Here is a 15162-nt window from a genome sequence, read left to right as displayed (position 1 = left end):
TGAACAGAGTGCGCAGCCTATGCCGAAGAGGGAAGTCTGTGGAGGGTGCAAGGTCCCCGAGCTGCTCGGCGGCAGCGGGACAGAATAAGCGAGCGGTGGTCGGTCGTGGTTTCGAGCCCGGCCTCGGTGGCCATCGCCCCTTCCGGGCATCAGACAATCAAGCACGTGGCCGTGAGGTCAGCGTTCGCCTTCCAGCGCCGCGTGAAGACCTGGGACGTCGGCCCGGGAGAGGGCGTCGATGATGTCCAGGCAGCGGCTGCGCATGGAGGGCGGGCTTTGGCGGTACAGCCGCAAGACCGCCGTCACCACGTAGCGCCCGTCAGCCGCATGGCGGGTTCGGATGTCGGCCAGATCGGCGGCCGCCCGGCCCACGATGTGCTCGCAGGCGTCCAAAGCCGCTGGCGGGAGGGGGCCTGCCGGGTCGTGGAGTGCGAAGGCGAGTTCCCCCAGGTTGCCGGCGGAAGCCTTGCTGGCGATGAACGTCTGGACAAGCTCGTCGGCCTGGGAGGGAAGCAGATCGAAGGCGTGCCTCATCACGGCCGATGCATTGTTGCGAACCTCTTCGTCCTCATCATCGAGCAGAGGCAGGAGACGTGTGTAGTGGTCAGGGTTGCTGGCGAAGATCGTGGCTGCGCCACGGCGGGCCATGGTGCCCAGCTGCAGCACCGTGGTGGGCAAGTCCGGTGTGGCATTTCCTTGGAGCGTCACCACGGCCCAGGTCTGTCCGGCGAGCTCCATCGTCTGCCGTGGACCATGGAGGGCCGCTTCAAGGTGGGGGGCGAATCGCGAGGGGTCCCGGGCCAGAGCTCCGGTGAGTAGGCGCTGGGTCGTGTGCGCGTTGTGGATGTTGAGGTCCTGGTGCGTCATCAGCTGGTCCGCCGCGTCGAGTGCGGTTTGTGAATCGTGGTTCATCAAGGCGCGGACGGCTTCGGCGGCGCACACGCGGACGGCGAGTACGGGGTCGGCGGCGAGTCGGAAGGTGAGGGGTCTGAGTCCGGACAGGTGGCGGGCGTCGTGGAAGAGGAGGGTCGCGCACGTGATGGCTGCCTGGCCCCGGGTGGCGTTCAGACCTGCGGTCAGCAGATCGGTGCGGGTGCCTTCTTCGTCCAGGCCTCGGGTGTCCCGCTCCGGGCTGGAGGCCGCCGCGTAGCTTGCGAGGATGGGGAGCTGGATGGAGGTGAAGTGTCCGGGCGTGGCCTGGAGCGCACGGCACACCGTGAAGGCTGCCTCTTCACCGAGAGTCCGGTGGGTGTGGAGGACCAGCTCTTCCCATGTCTCGGTGTCCAGATGGGGTGCGGCTGCTTCGACGATCGCGCACAGATACGCCCCGGGCATGTCAGGTCCGAGGGTCAGGGCGAAGGCGGCGAAGCGCGAGGGCTCCTGTCCTGCTCGGGTGCGCAGCGTGTCGGCGAGTTCGCGCGCGCCGCCCTGAGGCGGCCACGACCGCTCGGCCTGGGGCTTGGCGTACTTCTCCAGAGCCCGGCGCCATTGTGCGTCGGTCATGTGAGCCGCTGCACGGTCGCTGATCGGAGAAGTGACCCACGCGGTGACGACCCCCGAGGGCGGGGAGGGGGTGACTTCGGGGAACCTCCGTTCCAGCTCGTCGAGCCTCCGTCGAACCCTGTCGCTGCGACGAGCAGGGTCGATCGCCGACAGCAGTTCGTACTGGCCCCAGCCGCAACGACTGGGGCCGCCCTTCACTCTTCGGCGCTGCTCCGTCGACGGGTAGTACCCGAAGAGCACGTCAGCCAGGCGGACAAGGGTGTCGGCGGCGCAGTCGACCGTGGCGGCCGCGATGAGTTCACGGGACGCCCAGCGGGAACTGTCCACCCAGCCCAGATGGAGGTTTCGCTGGTCGCTGCAGAGCCAGTCGAGCGCCTCGTCAGCCGCCCCCAGGACGGTGTACAGGCGGCAGGCCAGGAAGCGTGCGATCTCCGTTGTCGATCCGCTCAGTCTCGTCAGGGCGTCGCCCGCGGCGGCCGGGTCGGCAGCGGGCAGGGCACGCAAGGCGGTGTCGAGGGCCGAGAGCAGCTCGGCACTGACACTGCTGCCGCCCCATTGTTGATACAACCACCGATTGCCTGACCCCTCATCGGAGGCTTCGTCGGATTCGGCGGTGCGGAGCACAAAGGACAGGATGTTGTCCACATAGGGCTTGGGCGCGGCCTCGGCGATCCGGGACAGGACGGCGGAGGCGGTCTGCGAGTGGGCAGAAAGGTACTCACCCCCGAATAGCTTGTTGGGGCCGGCCGGAAGCTCCTGGGTCCATGCCCGATCGAGGTAGGCGCCGACGAGCCTGGCTGCCCGAACGGGGGCGGTCTCGGAGAGGCTGTAGAGCAGGGACCAGAAGTCGCTGTTGTTCGCGAGGGGACCGCGTGCCTCGTCAGCCTGCCCGCTCTGGATCAGGTCGACGGCCAAGTTGACAAGGCCTGGGGTGAGGGACCATTCCATGAGCGCGAGGAGACGTTGTCGCCACTCAGGTGTGGTGCCGATATGGGGGCGCACCAGCTCCGTCGCCCGCTCCGGCCTGTGCCGCGCCGCGATGAGCAGTTCGGCGAACGCGGCATCGACTGTCTCGGCGGCGCCCAGCCAGCGTTCCCACCTTCCATCGTGATCAGCGGCATCGAACCAGGCCGGCAGAGCAAGCAACCGGCGCACCTTACGCGCCGCCGGGCCCGCGGCCCAGGCGAACGGCTCGATGGCCAGCCAGTCCGGCGAGGTCGCGTCACGCTGTCCGAGGACAGTGGTGATCACATCGTGCAGGTGAGAACGGATCCGGGTGGAGCCGAGCAGCCGTGCCGTGGTCTCACGGAACCGGTCGCGGTCCGTGCCGGCGAGGTGCTCAAGGACCTGGCGGGTCTGCGCCCGTCTGAAGAGATGCTGTCCGGAGCCGGCCAGGAAGTCGTGGACGTCCCTTCCTGTGGTGAGGAAAGACCGGGCGAAGAGGTAGTCGAAGTAGGTCTCGTGGAAGAAGCCGATGTGTTCCTCGTCGCCCACCAGGACCCCCTGCGACTTCAAGGCCTCGACGTCCTCCAGCGCATAGCTGTCGAGGAGAGCGAGAGGCGCCTGCAGAATCTCCCGTTCGCTCATGAAGGCACACAGAGCGCCGGTGATGCCCTGCCAGTCGAAGCGTTCCCTACGGACTCCGACACATCTGCGCACCTCCTTGGTGTAACTGCCGTAGAGCTGCTGCAAGGTTCGGTAGGACACTGCGCGGGAGGCAGGGGGGAGCGTGCTGAAGACCGCCAGGTGCAGAGGGGTGCGCAGCAGCTCCAGGGTCACCGGGCTCAGGCTGTCGGGATCGTTCCCACTCGCGGTGAGTACCGCGCGCACCGACTCTTCGGTCAGCTCCCCCACCGGGAATCTCACCACTCGTGCATCCGTCGTGAACAGTCTGCTGAGCCTGCCGTCCTGTTCGATGTCGACGGTGCGGGCCACCAAGAGCACCTTGATGTTCGGCGCAACCGAGAGTTGAGCGAGAACACCTTCGACAGCCTCGAAAACATCCGCCATGCGACCGCTGTACAGACTCACAGCGTCCAGTTGGTCGATGACGAAGAGCCCTGGCCTTCCATCGGCAACTCCGGGAAGGAGGATCCCGGGCGAATCCGGCAGATTCATCATGGCGCCGAGGTCTCTTGCCGTTCGCACCGACAGATCGGCTTGATCCATACGGACAGCGGCGATCGGCCACCCGTGGCCTGCGAGCCGTTCCATTACCTCCACAGCAACCGTCGACTTACCCGAGCCCGCCCGTCCCTCGCACAGCACGATCTGCGGACCCTCCTCCGCCACCAACCGGCCGTACAGCTCGTCGACGTGAGGACGGGCGGCCAGCCCGAGGACGGGCGCCGTACCACGCACGCGCCGCAGGAACCCGTCCTTGGTCTCCGCCAGGGCATTGAGCGTATTGCTGTCCCCGGCCAACAGCCGGGGACGAACTCCGTCAAGAGAGAGCAAGTGGTTACGGATCTCCGATCCGGTGAGCCACTTGTGCAGGTTGTCGTCCAGGTATCCGCTCAGCTGCCTGACGATCTCCTCAGGATTCCCTACGAACAGTTGCTCGTAAGTGAGGTGGACCAACTGGCGTAGGTTCTCCGGCGGGTGGTGCTCCACATACACGGACCGGAGGTAGCGCCAGGCGGTCTCCTGGGATACGGGGCGGCCAACGTCGGTCCAAGCATCACATAGGACCGTGAAGTCGCCCCCTTGGGCGACGGTAAGAATCTCTTCGAACTCGGCGAGGGTGACAGTGGCCCTCGCACGGACGGTGAGGTCGTGCAGTCTAGGCGCTCCGGTCGAGAGAACGAACCGCACGTTCCTACCGGCCACCAGGTGGCCGGAGACGGATGCGAGAAGAGCTGACGCAGCCTTCAGCGTCCAGGGCCCTCTCGAAGCCACGTCCTTCACTTGATCGCACCAGGTCTCCCCTTTGGCCACGAGCTGGAATTCGATGCCCTCGCCTGCCTGCCCCGGAGGCTCGAGACGAATCCGTGAGGCCGCTCCGCGCAGGAGGTCCGCCACTTTCAGCGCGGTCCACCAGTTCTCGTACCGGTTACCCGCTTTATCCGCCGCCCCGCCCGACAGCCCCATCGCGCATCACTTCCCCAGGACGCCGCAACGGACTCCTCACCAGGAGCCCACAGCTACAAACAGTATGGCCTGCCGCTCACTTGTGGCCTGCGTGACGAACATGCATCGAGGCATAGCACGAAGCCTGTCGGCACGGAATCAGCCGCTTCCACCCGCGACGCACCGGTGCGCGAGCGCGCCCCCCGCGCCGATAATTGCTCCATCATGCACAAGTGCAAAGAGCGCGCAGCGCCAACCGAACCTGACGGGCAGTCAGGGAAGTCAGCAACTGGTCAGCATCAGTACCGCACGAAACCGCCGCCAGGCGCCATGAATCGCCGAGATCAATAACCCGCCTCACCCAGTCTGACCTGCAAAAATCCTGTTCAGTCACATGCTTGCTAGTCTCACCAGGAGGTACCCGTGAGGATGCTGATCAACGTTCCGGAGACCGTCGTCGCGGATGCGCTGCGGGGGATGGCGGCGGCGCATCCCGAGTTGACGGTGGATGTGGAGCGGCGGGTGGTGGTGAGACGGGACGCGCCCGTGGCGGGGAAGGTGGCGTTGGTGTCCGGGGGCGGTTCGGGGCACGAGCCGTTGCACGGGGGGTTCGTGGGGCCGGGGATGCTGACGGCGGCGTGCCCCGGGGAGGTGTTCACGTCGCCGGTGCCGGATCAGATGGTGCGGGCGGCGGCGGCCGTGGACAGTGGGGCCGGGGTGCTGTTCGTGGTGAAGAACTACACCGGTGACGTGCTGAACTTCGAGATGGCGGCGGAGCTGGCGGAGGACGAGGGCATCCAGGTCGCGAAGGTGCTGGTCGACGACGACGTGGCGGTGACGGACAGCCTGTACACGGCCGGGCGACGCGGGACCGGGGGGACGCTGTTCGTGGAGAAGATCGCGGGCGCCGCCGCGGAGGAGGGGGCTCCGCTGGAGCGGGTGGAGGCGATCGCCCGGCGGGTGAACGAACGGTCACGGTCGTTCGGGGTGGCGCTGAGCGCGTGCACGACGCCCGCCAAGGGCAGTCCGACGTTCGACCTCCCGCCGGGGGAACTGGAGTTGGGCGTCGGCATCCACGGGGAGCCGGGCCGCGAACGGCGGGCGATGATGACCTCGCGGGAGATCGCGGACTACGCCGTGAACGCGGTCGTCGAGGACCTGGACCCTACGGGGCCGGTGATCGCGCTGGTCAACGGCATGGGCGGCACACCTCTCCTGGAGTTGTACGGGTTCAACGCGGAGGTGCAGCGGGTGCTCGGCGAGCGGGGCGTGCCGGTGGCGCGGACACTGGTCGGGAACTACGTGACCTCGCTCGACATGGCCGGCTGCTCGGTGACCCTGTGCGAGGTGGACGAGGAGCTGCTGCGGCTGTGGGACGCGCCGGTGCAGACGCCCGCCCTGCGCTGGGGCCGGTGAGGCGGGGATGGGGACGCGAGGGGATGAGGGAGGCGGCATGACGGAGACGTTCGGGGCGGAGTTCCTCGTGCGCTGGCTGGCAGCGGTCGCCGAGACCGTCGACCGGGAGGCGGACCGGTTGACCGAGCTGGACTCCGCGATCGGCGACGCCGACCACGGCGCCAATCTGAAGCGCGGCTTCGCCGCCGTGACGGAGACGCTGGCGAAGGAGCCGCCGGTGACGCCCGGCGCCGTGCTCACGACCGCCGGACGTCACCTCATCTCCACGGTCGGCGGCGCGTCGGGACCGTTGTACGGCACGCTGCTTCGCCGCGCCGGCAAGGCCCTGGGCGAGGAGGAGACGATCGGCCGGGTGCGGCTGGCCGAGGCCCTGGAGGCGGGCGTCGCCGCCGTGGCCCAGCTCGGCGGTGCGCAGGTGGGCGACAAGACGATGCTGGACTCGCTGGTCCCTGGTGTGGAGGGCCTGCGGACGTCGTTCGGCGCGGCGCGCGCGGCCGCCGACGAGGGCGCCGTCGGGACCGTACCCTTGCGGGCCCGCAAGGGCAGGGCGAGCTATCTGGGTGAACGGTCGGTCGGGCACCAGGACCCGGGGGCGACGTCGTCGGCCCTGCTGTTCTCGACGCTCGCCGAGACGGCGGGCGCGGAGGGGGTGTCGTGAGCGGGGCGGCCGGCGGTGCGGTGGACGTGCCCGGGCCCACCGGCGGTGCGGTGGACGTGCCCGGGCCCACCGGCGGTGCGGTGGACGTGCCCGGGCCCACCGGCGGTGCGGTGGACGCCGACACGGCCTCCGGTGGTGCGGTGGACGCCGACACGGCCTCCGGTGGTGCGGCGTTCGTCGGCATCGTGCTCGTGTCGCACAGTGCGGCGGTGGCGGTGGCGGTGGCCGAGCTGGCACGAGGGCTCGCGGGGGGCGGGGAGCTTGCTCCGGTCGTACCGGCGGGCGGGACTCCGGACGGGGGGCTGGGAACGAGTTCCGAGCTGATCGCCGAGGCGGCGAAGGAGGCGGACCGGGGCGCCGGGGTGGCGCTCCTCGTCGACCTCGGGAGTGCCGTGCTCACCGTGAAGGCGCTGCTGGCCGAAGGTGACGAACTACCGGGGGGCTCCCGACTGGTGGACGCGCCGTTCGTCGAGGGCGCGGTCGCCGCGCTGGTGACGGCGAGCGCGGGCGGGGACCTCGACGCGGTGGCGGCGGCGGCCTCGGAGGCGTACGCCTACCGCAAGGAATGACCCTTCGGGGCGCGTGCGCGGAGTGACGGAGGGGCCGCGCCGGGTGGCGACCGTGTTGTGATGTACCTGGTCAACGCACTAATGTCGCAGGGCCTTGGTGTACGGGAAACCGGTGGGATACCGGTGCGGCCCTCGCCACTGTGATCGGGAGGTCCGGCTCCATCCCCGCGGGAAACGCCCTCGGGGAAGCCACTGGACCGCGACGGGAGACCGTCGCGGTGTGGGAAGGCGGAGTCGGACGGCATGACCGTCAGCCAGGAGACCGGCCAGGGTGCGTTGTCCATCCACGAGGTGCTGGAGAGGTCTCCCGACCATGCATATAGCCGAGGGGTATCTGCCCCCTGCGCACGCCGTCGCCTGGGGTGTCGCGGCCGCCCCGTTCGTCGTCCACGGGGTCCGCGCGCTCACCCGCGAGGTCCGGTCCAACCCCGAGTCCACCCTGCTGCTCGGCGCCTCCGGCGCCTTCACGTTCGTCCTGTCGGCGCTCAAGCTGCCTTCGGTGACGGGAAGTTGTTCCCATCCGACGGGTACGGGTCTGGGCGCGATCCTGTTCCGGCCGCCGATCATGGCGGTCCTGGGCACGATCACCCTGCTCTTCCAGGCCCTGCTGCTCGCCCACGGCGGACTGACCACGCTCGGCGCGAACGCCTTCTCGATGGCGATCGTCGGGCCCTGGGCGGGGTACGGGACGTACCGCCTGCTGCGCCGGTTCGGTACGCCGCTGATGGTCGCCGTCTTCTTCGGCGCGTTCGTCGCCGACCTTTCCACGTACTGCGTCACCAGCGTGCAGTTGGCGCTCGCGTTCCCCGACCCGGGCAGCGGTGTGCCGGGCGCGCTGGCCAAGTTCGGCGGGATCTTCGCGGTGACGCAGATTCCGCTGGCGGTGAGCGAGGGTCTGCTCACCGTGCTCGTGATGCGGCTGCTCACCCAGTCGAGCAAGGGCGATCTGACCAGGCTGGGCGTCCTCCCCCGGGCCGGGAAGGACCTGCACGAGGAGGCGGTCGCGCGATGAGCACCAGGATCAGCCGGAACACGAAGATCAACGGCCTGCTGCTGCTCGTCGTCGTCGCGCTCGCGGTGCTGCCTCTCGTCCTGGGGCTGGGCGACCACAAGGAGGAGCCGTTCACCGGGGCGGACGCGGAGGCGGAGACCGCCATCACCGAGCTCCAGCCGGACTACGAGCCCTGGTTCAGCCCGCTGTACGAGCCGCCGTCCGGCGAGATCGAGTCCGCGCTCTTCGCCCTCCAGGCGGCCCTGGGCGCGGGCGTCCTGGCGTACTACTTCGGTCTGCGACGCGGCCGTCGGCAGGGCGCGGCACTGGCGGCGGCCGACGAGGGCGGTGCCGGACTCACGGATGGTGCCGGGCGCACGGACCGTGCCGGCGGTACGGACTCCGGTTCGCCGGGCAGCCCCGAGGCCCCGGGATCCGGCGCGACTCGGTCCGACGCCCAGGGCTCCGGCCTGTCGGCCGCCGGTCCGGGCGGGCCGGCCGGTGACGTCCGGGACCGGGACGCGTAGCCGCCGATGCTGCCCATCGACGCGGCGGCGCACAGCAGTCGCTGGCGCTCCCGCCATCCCGCCGAGAAGGCGCTGCTCGGCTTCGGTCTGACGTTGTGCGCGGTGTGTCTGCCGCCGTGGCCGGGCGCGGTGCTGGTGGCGGCGGTGACGCTCGTGGTGCTGCTGGGGCCGGCCGGTGTGCCGGGCCGTCAGTTGTGGCGGGCGTTCCGGGTCCCGCTCGGTTTCTGCGTCACCGGTGCGGTGCCGTTGCTGTTCGAGGTGGGCGGGGCGCGCGGACTCGTGGCGCTCGCGCCCGCCGGCCCGGCGCACGCGGGCGAGCTGCTGTCGCGGACGGCGGCGGCCTCGCTCGGGGTGCTGCTGTTCGCGTTCACGACGCCGGTGTCGGACGTGCTGCCCCGGCTGGTCCGGGCGGGGGTGCCGGCGCCGGTCGTGGACGTGGCGCTCGTGATGTACCGGATCATCTTCCTGCTGCTGGACTCGCTGTCCAAGATCCGGCAGGCCCAGGCGGCCCGCCTGGGGCACACCTCCCGGGCCGCGACCTGGCGTTCGCTCGCCGGGCTCGGCGCGACCACGTTCGTGCGCGCCTTCGACCGGGCGCAGCGGCTGCAGTCGGGTCTCGCGGGGCGTGGTTACGACGGGACGCTGCGGGTGCTGGTGCCCGCGTGCGGGATCTCGCGTCGCTTCCTCGTGGCGACGGGCGTGCTGCTCGGCGGGATCGTCGCCCTCACTCTCGTACTGGAAAGGTTCCTTCCGTGACGTCTCAGGACCCGACGACGGCCCGGGGCTCGACGCCCGTCGTGGAGCTGGTGGGGGCGGGCTTCGCCTACGAGGACGGTCCCGCCGTCCTGTCGGGCGTGGACTTCGCGGTGGCGGAGGGGCGGGCGATCGCGCTCCTCGGCCGCAACGGCAGTGGCAAGACGACGCTGCTCCGGCTGCTGAGCGGGGGGCTGCGGTGCGGGAGCGGGTCGCTACGCCTGGACGGTGCGGAGGTGGCGTACGACCGCCGGGGGCTGACGCGGCTGCGGACCACCGTGCAGCTGGTGGTGCAGGATCCGGACGACCAGCTGTTCGCCGCCTCGGTCGCCCAGGACGTGTCGTTCGGGCCGATGAACCTGGGACTTCCGGAGGAGGAGGTACGGCTGCGGGTGAGCGAGGCGCTGGAGGCGCTGGACATCGTGGCGCTCGCGGACCGGCCGACGCACCTGCTCTCGTACGGGCAGCGCAAGCGGGCCGCGATCGCCGGGGCCGTGGCGATGCGGCCCCGTGTCCTGATCATGGACGAGCCGACGGCCGGCCTCGACCCGCACGGTCAGGAGCGGCTCCTCGACGCCCTTCGGCGGCTCCGGGAGGGCGGCACGACCGTGGTGATGGCGACACACGACGTCGACCTGGCGCTGCGCTGGGCCGACGAGGCGGCCGTCCTGGCTCCCTCCGGCCTCCACACCGGTCCGGTCGCCGACCTCCTCGCGGACGACGGCCTGCTCGCGGCCGCCCGGCTCCGCCGTCCCTGGGGCACTGCCGTGGCCCGTCTCCTGCGGGCCCACGGCCTGCTCGGCGCGGGCGCCGCGGAGCCCCGGACGCCGGAGGAGCTGGACGCCTTCACGGGAGCCTTCGTTACCGAGTAGTACATGTCACGTCTCCAATCTTCTGCAACTAGTTGCAGAAGGGCCGGGGGTCCCCTAGAACTGAGGGCGACGACCCTGCGCGAGGAGGCGCCCCCATGACCCCGTACCCGCACCTGCTGAGCCCGCTCGACCTGGGGTTCACGACCCTCCCCAACCGGGTGATCATGGGGTCGATGCACGTCGGCCTCGAAGAGACCGAGCACGGCTTCGAGCGCATGGCCGCCTTCTACGCGGAGCGGGCACGGGGCGGCGCCGCGCTGATCGTCACCGGCGGCATCTCCCCGAACGAGGCCGGGCGCCCCTGGGACGGCGGGGCCAAGCTGACCACCGCCGACGAGGTCGCCGAGCACCGGCTGATCACCGACGCCGTGCACGCCGAAGGCGGCAGGATCGCGATGCAGATCCTGCACTTCGGCCGGTACGCGTACCACCCCGGCCTGGTCGGCCCCAGCGCGATCAAGGCGCCGATCAGCCCCTTCGTACCGAACGAGCTGACCGACGCCGAGGTCGAGCAGACCGTCGAGGACTACGCCCGCTGCGCCGAGCTGGCCAGGGAGGCCGGGTACGACGGCGTCGAGGTGATGGGGTCCGAGGGCTACCTGATCAACGAGTTCATCGCGGCCGCCACCAACCAGCGGACCGACCGGTGGGGCGGCTCGTACGAGAACCGCGTGCGGTTCCCGCTGGAGATCGTCCGCCGGATCCGCGAGCGGGTCGGCGAGGACTTCATCCTCGTCTACCGCCTGTCCATGCTGGACCTCGTCCCCGGCGGCTCCACCCTGGAGGAGGTCGTCCAGCTCGCCAAGGAGATCGAGGCCGCCGGCGCGACCATCATCAACACCGGCATCGGCTGGCACGAGGCGCGCATCCCGACCATCGCCACCTCCGTGCCGCGCGGCGCGTACACCTGGGTGACGAAGAAGCTCATGGGCGCGGTCTCCGTGCCGCTCGTCACCAGCAACCGCATCAACACGCCCGAGGTCGCCGAGGAGATCCTCGCCGACGGCCGCGCCGACCTCGTCTCGCTGGCCCGGCCGTTCCTCGCCGACCCCGCCTTCGTCGCCAAGGCCGCGGCCGACCGCGCCGACACCATCAACACCTGCATCGGCTGCAACCAGGCCTGCCTCGACCACACCTTCAACCTGAAGATCACGTCCTGCCTGGTCAACCCGCGCGCGTGCCACGAGACCGAACTGGTCCTCTCCCCCACCCGCCTCGCCAAGCGCGTCGCGGTCGTCGGCGCGGGCCCGGCCGGTCTGGCCTGCGCCGTGTCGGCTGCCGAGCGCGGCCACGCCGTCACCCTCTTCGACGCCGCCGCCGAGATCGGCGGCCAGCTGAACGTCGCCAAGCGGGTCCCCGGCAAGGAGGAGTTCGACGAGACGCTGCGCTACTTCCGCGTCCAGCTCGCCGAGCGCGGGGTCGAGGTCCGCCTGAACACCACCGTCGCGGCCGGCGACCTGGACGGCTACGACGAGGTCGTCGTCGCCACCGGCGTCTCCCCCCGCACCCCCGGCATCGCGGGCGTCGACCACCCGAGCGTCGTGAGCTACCTCGACGTGCTGCGCGACGGCGCACCCGTCGGCGACCGGGTCGCGATCATCGGCGCGGGCGGCATCGGCTTCGACGTCGCGGAGTTCCTCACGGACGGCGGCGAGGGCGCGAGCCGAGACCCCGAGACGTACTTCCGCCAGTGGGGCGTCGACACCTCGTACGAGAACCGGGGCGGGCTCCGCACGCCCGAGCGGAACGCGCCGCCGCGCCAGGTGCACCTGCTCCAGCGCAAGAGCTCCAAGGTCGGCGCCGGCCTCGGCAAGACGACGGGCTGGATCCACCGGACCGAGCTCAAGCACCGGGGCGTCACCATGGTCGCGGGCGTGTCCTACGAGCGGATCGACGACGAGGGCCTGCACCTGACCGTCGACGGGGAGCCGCAGCTGCTGCCGGTGGACACGGTCGTCCTCTGCTCCGGCCAGGAGCCGAAGCGGGACCTGTACGAGGAGCTGGTCGCGGCGGGCCGCGCGGCGCACCTCATCGGCGGCGCCGACGTGGCCGCCGAGCTGGACGCCAAGCGCGCCATCGACCAGGGCACCCGGCTCGCCGCCACCCTGTGATCACCGTGGCCGGCCGAACCTAGGATGCGAGCATGTCCCTCCCGCACGCGATCCTGACCGCCCTGCTCGAGAAGCCGTCCTCCGGCCTCGAACTCACGCGCCGCTTCGACAAGTCGATCGGCTACTTCTGGTCGGCCACGCACCAGCAGATCTACCGCGAACTGGGCAAGCTGGAGCAGGCGGGGCACATCCGTGCCCTGCCCGCTCCGGTCCCCGCCCGGGGACAGAAGAAGGAGTACGAGGTACTCCCCGCCGGCCTCGTCGAACTCACCACCTGGGTCGCCCGCTCCGAAGACCCCAAGCCCCTCCGCTCCTCCCTCCTCCTCCGCATGCGCGCCGCCGCCATGGTCGGCTCCACCGGCCTCCGCGCCGAACTGGAACGCCACCTCGCCCTCCACCAGGCCCAGTTGGACGAGTACCTCGTCATCGAGGCCCGCGACTTCCCCGCCACCCAGCCGCGCCCCGAACCCGACCGCCTCCGCCACCTCGTCCTCCGCGGCGGCATCGACCTGGAGCGTTTCTGGGTCGAATGGCTCACCCACGCGCTGGCGGAGCTCGGCGGGGAGTGACACGACGGACGGGGGGCCCGGCCGCCGTCCGGCCGGACCCCCCGTCGTCATCGGCGGCCCCTGTCCTACGCGAGCCAGAGCGCGAGGCGCCGATGGCGGTACGGCGGCACGTCCACGGTGTACGGGGCCGTGCGGGCGATCGTCCCGCCGGTGCCGTTCACCAGACGCGTCAGCGTCCGCATGCGGACGCGCAGCAGCTGCCGGGCCCTGCGCTCGTCCTGCGCGGACCAGCGCGCGACGGACTTGTCCCGCTGGAAGCGGGGCCAGGTGCGCAACTCGACGGTCCGGCGGACCGCCTGGGGCCGGGGTCTGGTCCGCTCGCGCGCCGCCTCGTCGAGGCGGTCGGCGCTGTACCTGAGGTCCCGGACGACGACGGAACACCAGGGTTCGCCCTTGAGCCGTCCGTCGGGCCACGGGCGGCGGGAGCGCGGGATGTGATGTGCGGTGCGTGCCATACGACTCCGTGGGTGACGACCGCCAGGGATCTCCTGGCGGGCTACCTGAAGCCGGTGGGGCCCGTCGCGCGTTCGGATGCCATGGGCCCCACCCTAAGGGTGTCCTGTCGGGCGAGGCGGGGCGACGGCGTCCGTAAGGGCGTGGATACTGGGGAGTTCTGGTTCATGGAGAGGAAAGGGCGGGTATGGCCGACGAGTTGGGGGGCCGTGTGGCGCGTCATGCGGTGGTGATCGGGGGAAGTCTCGCGGGGCTGCTCGCGGCGCGGGTGCTGGCCGAGCACGCGGAGCGGGTGACGGTCGTCGAGCGTGACCGGTTTCCGGAGGGGCAGGAGGCGCGGCCGGGGGTTCCGCAGGGGCGGCACCTGCACGTCCTGATCGCGGGGGGACAGCAGGCGCTGGACGAGCTGCTTCCGGGGTTCATGGCGGAGCTCGGCGAGCTCGGGGCGCCGAAGGTGGGCGTCCCCGAGGACATGGTGCAGTGGCAGAACGGCCAGTGGTTCCGCCGGACGCCGGCGACCGCGCACTTCTACACCGGTCCGCGGCCCCAGCTGGAGTGGCTGGTGCGGCAGCGGGTGCTGGCCGACCCGCGGATCGAGCTGGTCGAGGGCACCGAGACGGTGGGCCTGACCGGAGACTCCTCGCGCGTCCGGGGCGTGCGGCTGCGCGAGCGCGGGGCGGGCGCGGACAAGGAGACCCGTACCCTGGAGGCCGATCTGGTCGTGGACGCGTCGGGGCGGTCCACGAAGGCCGCCGACTGGCTGGCCGGGATCGGCGCGGAGGCGCCGCACGAGGAGACCCTCGACACCGGACTCGCCTACGCCACCCGGGTCTACCGCTCGCCCGCCGACGTCCCGGGCACGGACGCGGTCGGCTACTACGTCGTGCCCAGCCCCGACCAGGTGTACGGCGGTGTCGTGCTGCCGCTCGGCGACGGCCGGCACCTGGTCACCCTGTCCGGACTGCGGGGCGACGAACCGCCCACCGACGAGGGCGCGTTCGAGGAGTACGCGAAGCGGCTGCCGCACCCGGTGGTCAGCGACTGGCTGGCGCGGGCCGAGCCGGACTCCCCGGTGTACGGCTTCCGCAAGACCTCCAACATCCGGCGCCGGTACGACCGTCCGGGCCGCCGGCCGGCCGGCTTCCTGGCCACCGGTGACGCGCTGTGCGCCTTCAACCCGATCTACGGCCAGGGCATGGCCGTCGCCGCGCTCACCGCGGTGGCGCTGCGCCGGGCGCTCACCGACCCGAAGCGCACCCCGACGACCCGGCAGGTGCAGCGCGCGCTGCTCGACGCCTCGAAGCAGGCCTGGGACATCTCGGCGGGCGCGGACAAGAAGATGCCCGGCGCCACGGGCGACGCGGCGCGCCCCGGCCCCGCCGACAAGGCGGTCGGCTGGTACCTGCGCCGGGTGCAGGAGCGGGCCGCGGGTGACCCGGTCGTGGGTGCGCCGTTCCGCGCGGCGCTCACCCTGACCGCCCCGCTCACGGCCCTCTTCGCCCCGTCGGTGGCGCGGGCGGTGCTGTTCGGCCCGGTCCACGGGACGCCGGCGGAGCCGCCGCTGAGCCGGAACTAGACGAGTAAGTCCGAAGTCTTCGGGCGCATGAAGCGAGGGTCTCGTTGGTCCGTTTGTGACGACAGACCTCGAAACCCTCGCGACAGCACTGTACG

12 protein-coding genes and 1 riboswitch are annotated in these 15162 nt (G+C 71.1%); of the genes, 10 read left to right on the top strand and 2 right to left on the bottom strand.

Going from position 1 to position 15162, the window contains the following annotated elements:
- Positions 1 to 177: 177 nt before the first annotated feature.
- Complete coding sequence (locus tag OO54_RS47760) at positions 178 to 4593, bottom strand: ATP-binding protein (protein ID WP_234439569.1); 4416 nt, start codon at positions 4591 to 4593, stop codon at positions 178 to 180.
- 402 nt (positions 4594 to 4995) lie between these two features.
- Here OO54_RS47760 and dhaK point away from each other — a divergent pair, with 402 nt between their 5' ends.
- The 9 genes from dhaK (at position 4996) to OO54_RS34365 (ending at position 13038) form a co-directional block, all read left to right on the top strand.
- On the top strand, positions 4996 to 5988 hold the full coding sequence (gene dhaK, locus OO54_RS34405) for a dihydroxyacetone kinase subunit DhaK (RefSeq protein WP_033210430.1): 993 nt from the start codon (positions 4996 to 4998) through the stop codon (positions 5986 to 5988).
- 37 nt (positions 5989 to 6025) lie between these two features.
- Positions 6026 to 6646 (top strand): dihydroxyacetone kinase subunit DhaL, encoded by a 621-nt coding sequence (dhaL, locus tag OO54_RS34400; RefSeq protein ID WP_017242318.1) that lies wholly within the window; start codon positions 6026 to 6028, stop codon positions 6644 to 6646.
- Positions 6647 to 6786: 140 nt separating this feature from the next.
- Positions 6787 to 7215 (top strand): PTS-dependent dihydroxyacetone kinase phosphotransferase subunit DhaM, encoded by a 429-nt coding sequence (locus OO54_RS34395; RefSeq protein ID WP_033210488.1) that lies wholly within the window; start codon positions 6787 to 6789, stop codon positions 7213 to 7215.
- Positions 7216 to 7266: 51 nt separating this feature from the next.
- Positions 7267 to 7500, top strand: a riboswitch (cobalamin riboswitch).
- Between the two features lie 28 nt (positions 7501 to 7528).
- The gene (locus tag OO54_RS34390) at positions 7529 to 8227 is read left to right on the top strand and encodes an energy-coupling factor ABC transporter permease (RefSeq protein ID WP_017242316.1); all 699 of its coding nucleotides are present in this window, start codon (positions 7529 to 7531) and stop codon (positions 8225 to 8227) included.
- An 8-nt stretch (positions 8228 to 8235) separates the two neighbouring features.
- A complete protein-coding gene (locus tag OO54_RS34385; RefSeq protein WP_033210486.1) occupies positions 8236 to 8733 on the top strand; it encodes an energy-coupling factor ABC transporter substrate-binding protein in 498 nt (165 codons plus the stop codon).
- A 6-nt stretch (positions 8734 to 8739) separates the two neighbouring features.
- On the top strand, positions 8740 to 9489 hold the full coding sequence (gene cbiQ / locus OO54_RS34380) for a cobalt ECF transporter T component CbiQ (RefSeq protein ID WP_033210426.1): 750 nt from the start codon (positions 8740 to 8742) through the stop codon (positions 9487 to 9489).
- Positions 9486 to 10358 (top strand): ATP-binding cassette domain-containing protein, encoded by an 873-nt coding sequence (locus tag OO54_RS34375; protein WP_033210424.1) that lies wholly within the window; start codon positions 9486 to 9488, stop codon positions 10356 to 10358. The genes cbiQ and OO54_RS34375 overlap by 4 nt, the downstream gene beginning before the upstream one ends.
- A 95-nt stretch (positions 10359 to 10453) precedes the next feature.
- Complete coding sequence (locus OO54_RS34370) at positions 10454 to 12469, top strand: NADPH-dependent 2,4-dienoyl-CoA reductase (RefSeq protein ID WP_033210423.1); 2016 nt, start codon at positions 10454 to 10456, stop codon at positions 12467 to 12469.
- 32 nt (positions 12470 to 12501) lie between these two features.
- Positions 12502 to 13038, top strand: a complete 537-nt coding sequence (locus tag OO54_RS34365) for a PadR family transcriptional regulator (protein WP_033210421.1) — start codon at positions 12502 to 12504, stop codon at positions 13036 to 13038.
- Positions 13039 to 13103: 65 nt separating this feature from the next.
- On the opposite strand, the gene OO54_RS34360 is transcribed toward OO54_RS34365, so the two are convergent.
- Positions 13104 to 13493 carry a hypothetical protein gene (locus OO54_RS34360; protein ID WP_033210418.1) on the bottom strand — a complete coding sequence of 130 codons (390 nt, stop codon included), beginning with the start codon at positions 13491 to 13493 and terminating at the stop codon, positions 13104 to 13106.
- 185 nt (positions 13494 to 13678) lie between these two features.
- Here OO54_RS34360 and OO54_RS34355 point away from each other — a divergent pair, with 185 nt between their 5' ends.
- On the top strand, positions 13679 to 15067 hold the full coding sequence (locus tag OO54_RS34355; RefSeq protein ID WP_033210415.1) for an NAD(P)/FAD-dependent oxidoreductase: 1389 nt from the start codon (positions 13679 to 13681) through the stop codon (positions 15065 to 15067).
- Positions 15068 to 15162: the final 95 nt, after the last annotated feature.

It is taken from the genome of Streptomyces wedmorensis (assembly GCF_000716445.1).
Classification (GTDB): domain Bacteria; phylum Actinomycetota; class Actinomycetes; order Streptomycetales; family Streptomycetaceae; genus Streptomyces; species Streptomyces wedmorensis.
The sequence above is the reverse complement of the archived record's forward strand: the minus strand, read 5'-3'. Positions and strand labels throughout refer to the sequence as shown.

What these genes read in the sequence shown, in the direction of transcription:
- OO54_RS34390 (WP_017242316.1), top strand. Translation starts at nt 7,529, where the DNA reads ATGCATATAGCCGAGGGGTATCTGCCCCCTGCGCACGCCGTCGCCTGG.
- OO54_RS34365 (WP_033210421.1), top strand. Translation starts at nt 12,502, where the DNA reads ATGTCCCTCCCGCACGCGATCCTGACCGCCCTGCTCGAGAAGCCGTCC.
- OO54_RS34370 (WP_033210423.1), top strand. Translation starts at nt 10,454, where the DNA reads ATGACCCCGTACCCGCACCTGCTGAGCCCGCTCGACCTGGGGTTCACG.
- cbiQ (WP_033210426.1), top strand. Translation starts at nt 8,740, where the DNA reads ATGCTGCCCATCGACGCGGCGGCGCACAGCAGTCGCTGGCGCTCCCGC.
- OO54_RS34355 (WP_033210415.1), top strand. Translation starts at nt 13,679, where the DNA reads ATGGCCGACGAGTTGGGGGGCCGTGTGGCGCGTCATGCGGTGGTGATC.
- OO54_RS47760 (WP_234439569.1), bottom strand. Translation starts at nt 4,593, where the DNA reads ATGGGGCTGTCGGGCGGGGCGGCGGATAAAGCGGGTAACCGGTACGAG.
- OO54_RS34360 (WP_033210418.1), bottom strand. Translation starts at nt 13,493, where the DNA reads ATGGCACGCACCGCACATCACATCCCGCGCTCCCGCCGCCCGTGGCCC.
- dhaL (WP_017242318.1), top strand. Translation starts at nt 6,026, where the DNA reads ATGACGGAGACGTTCGGGGCGGAGTTCCTCGTGCGCTGGCTGGCAGCG.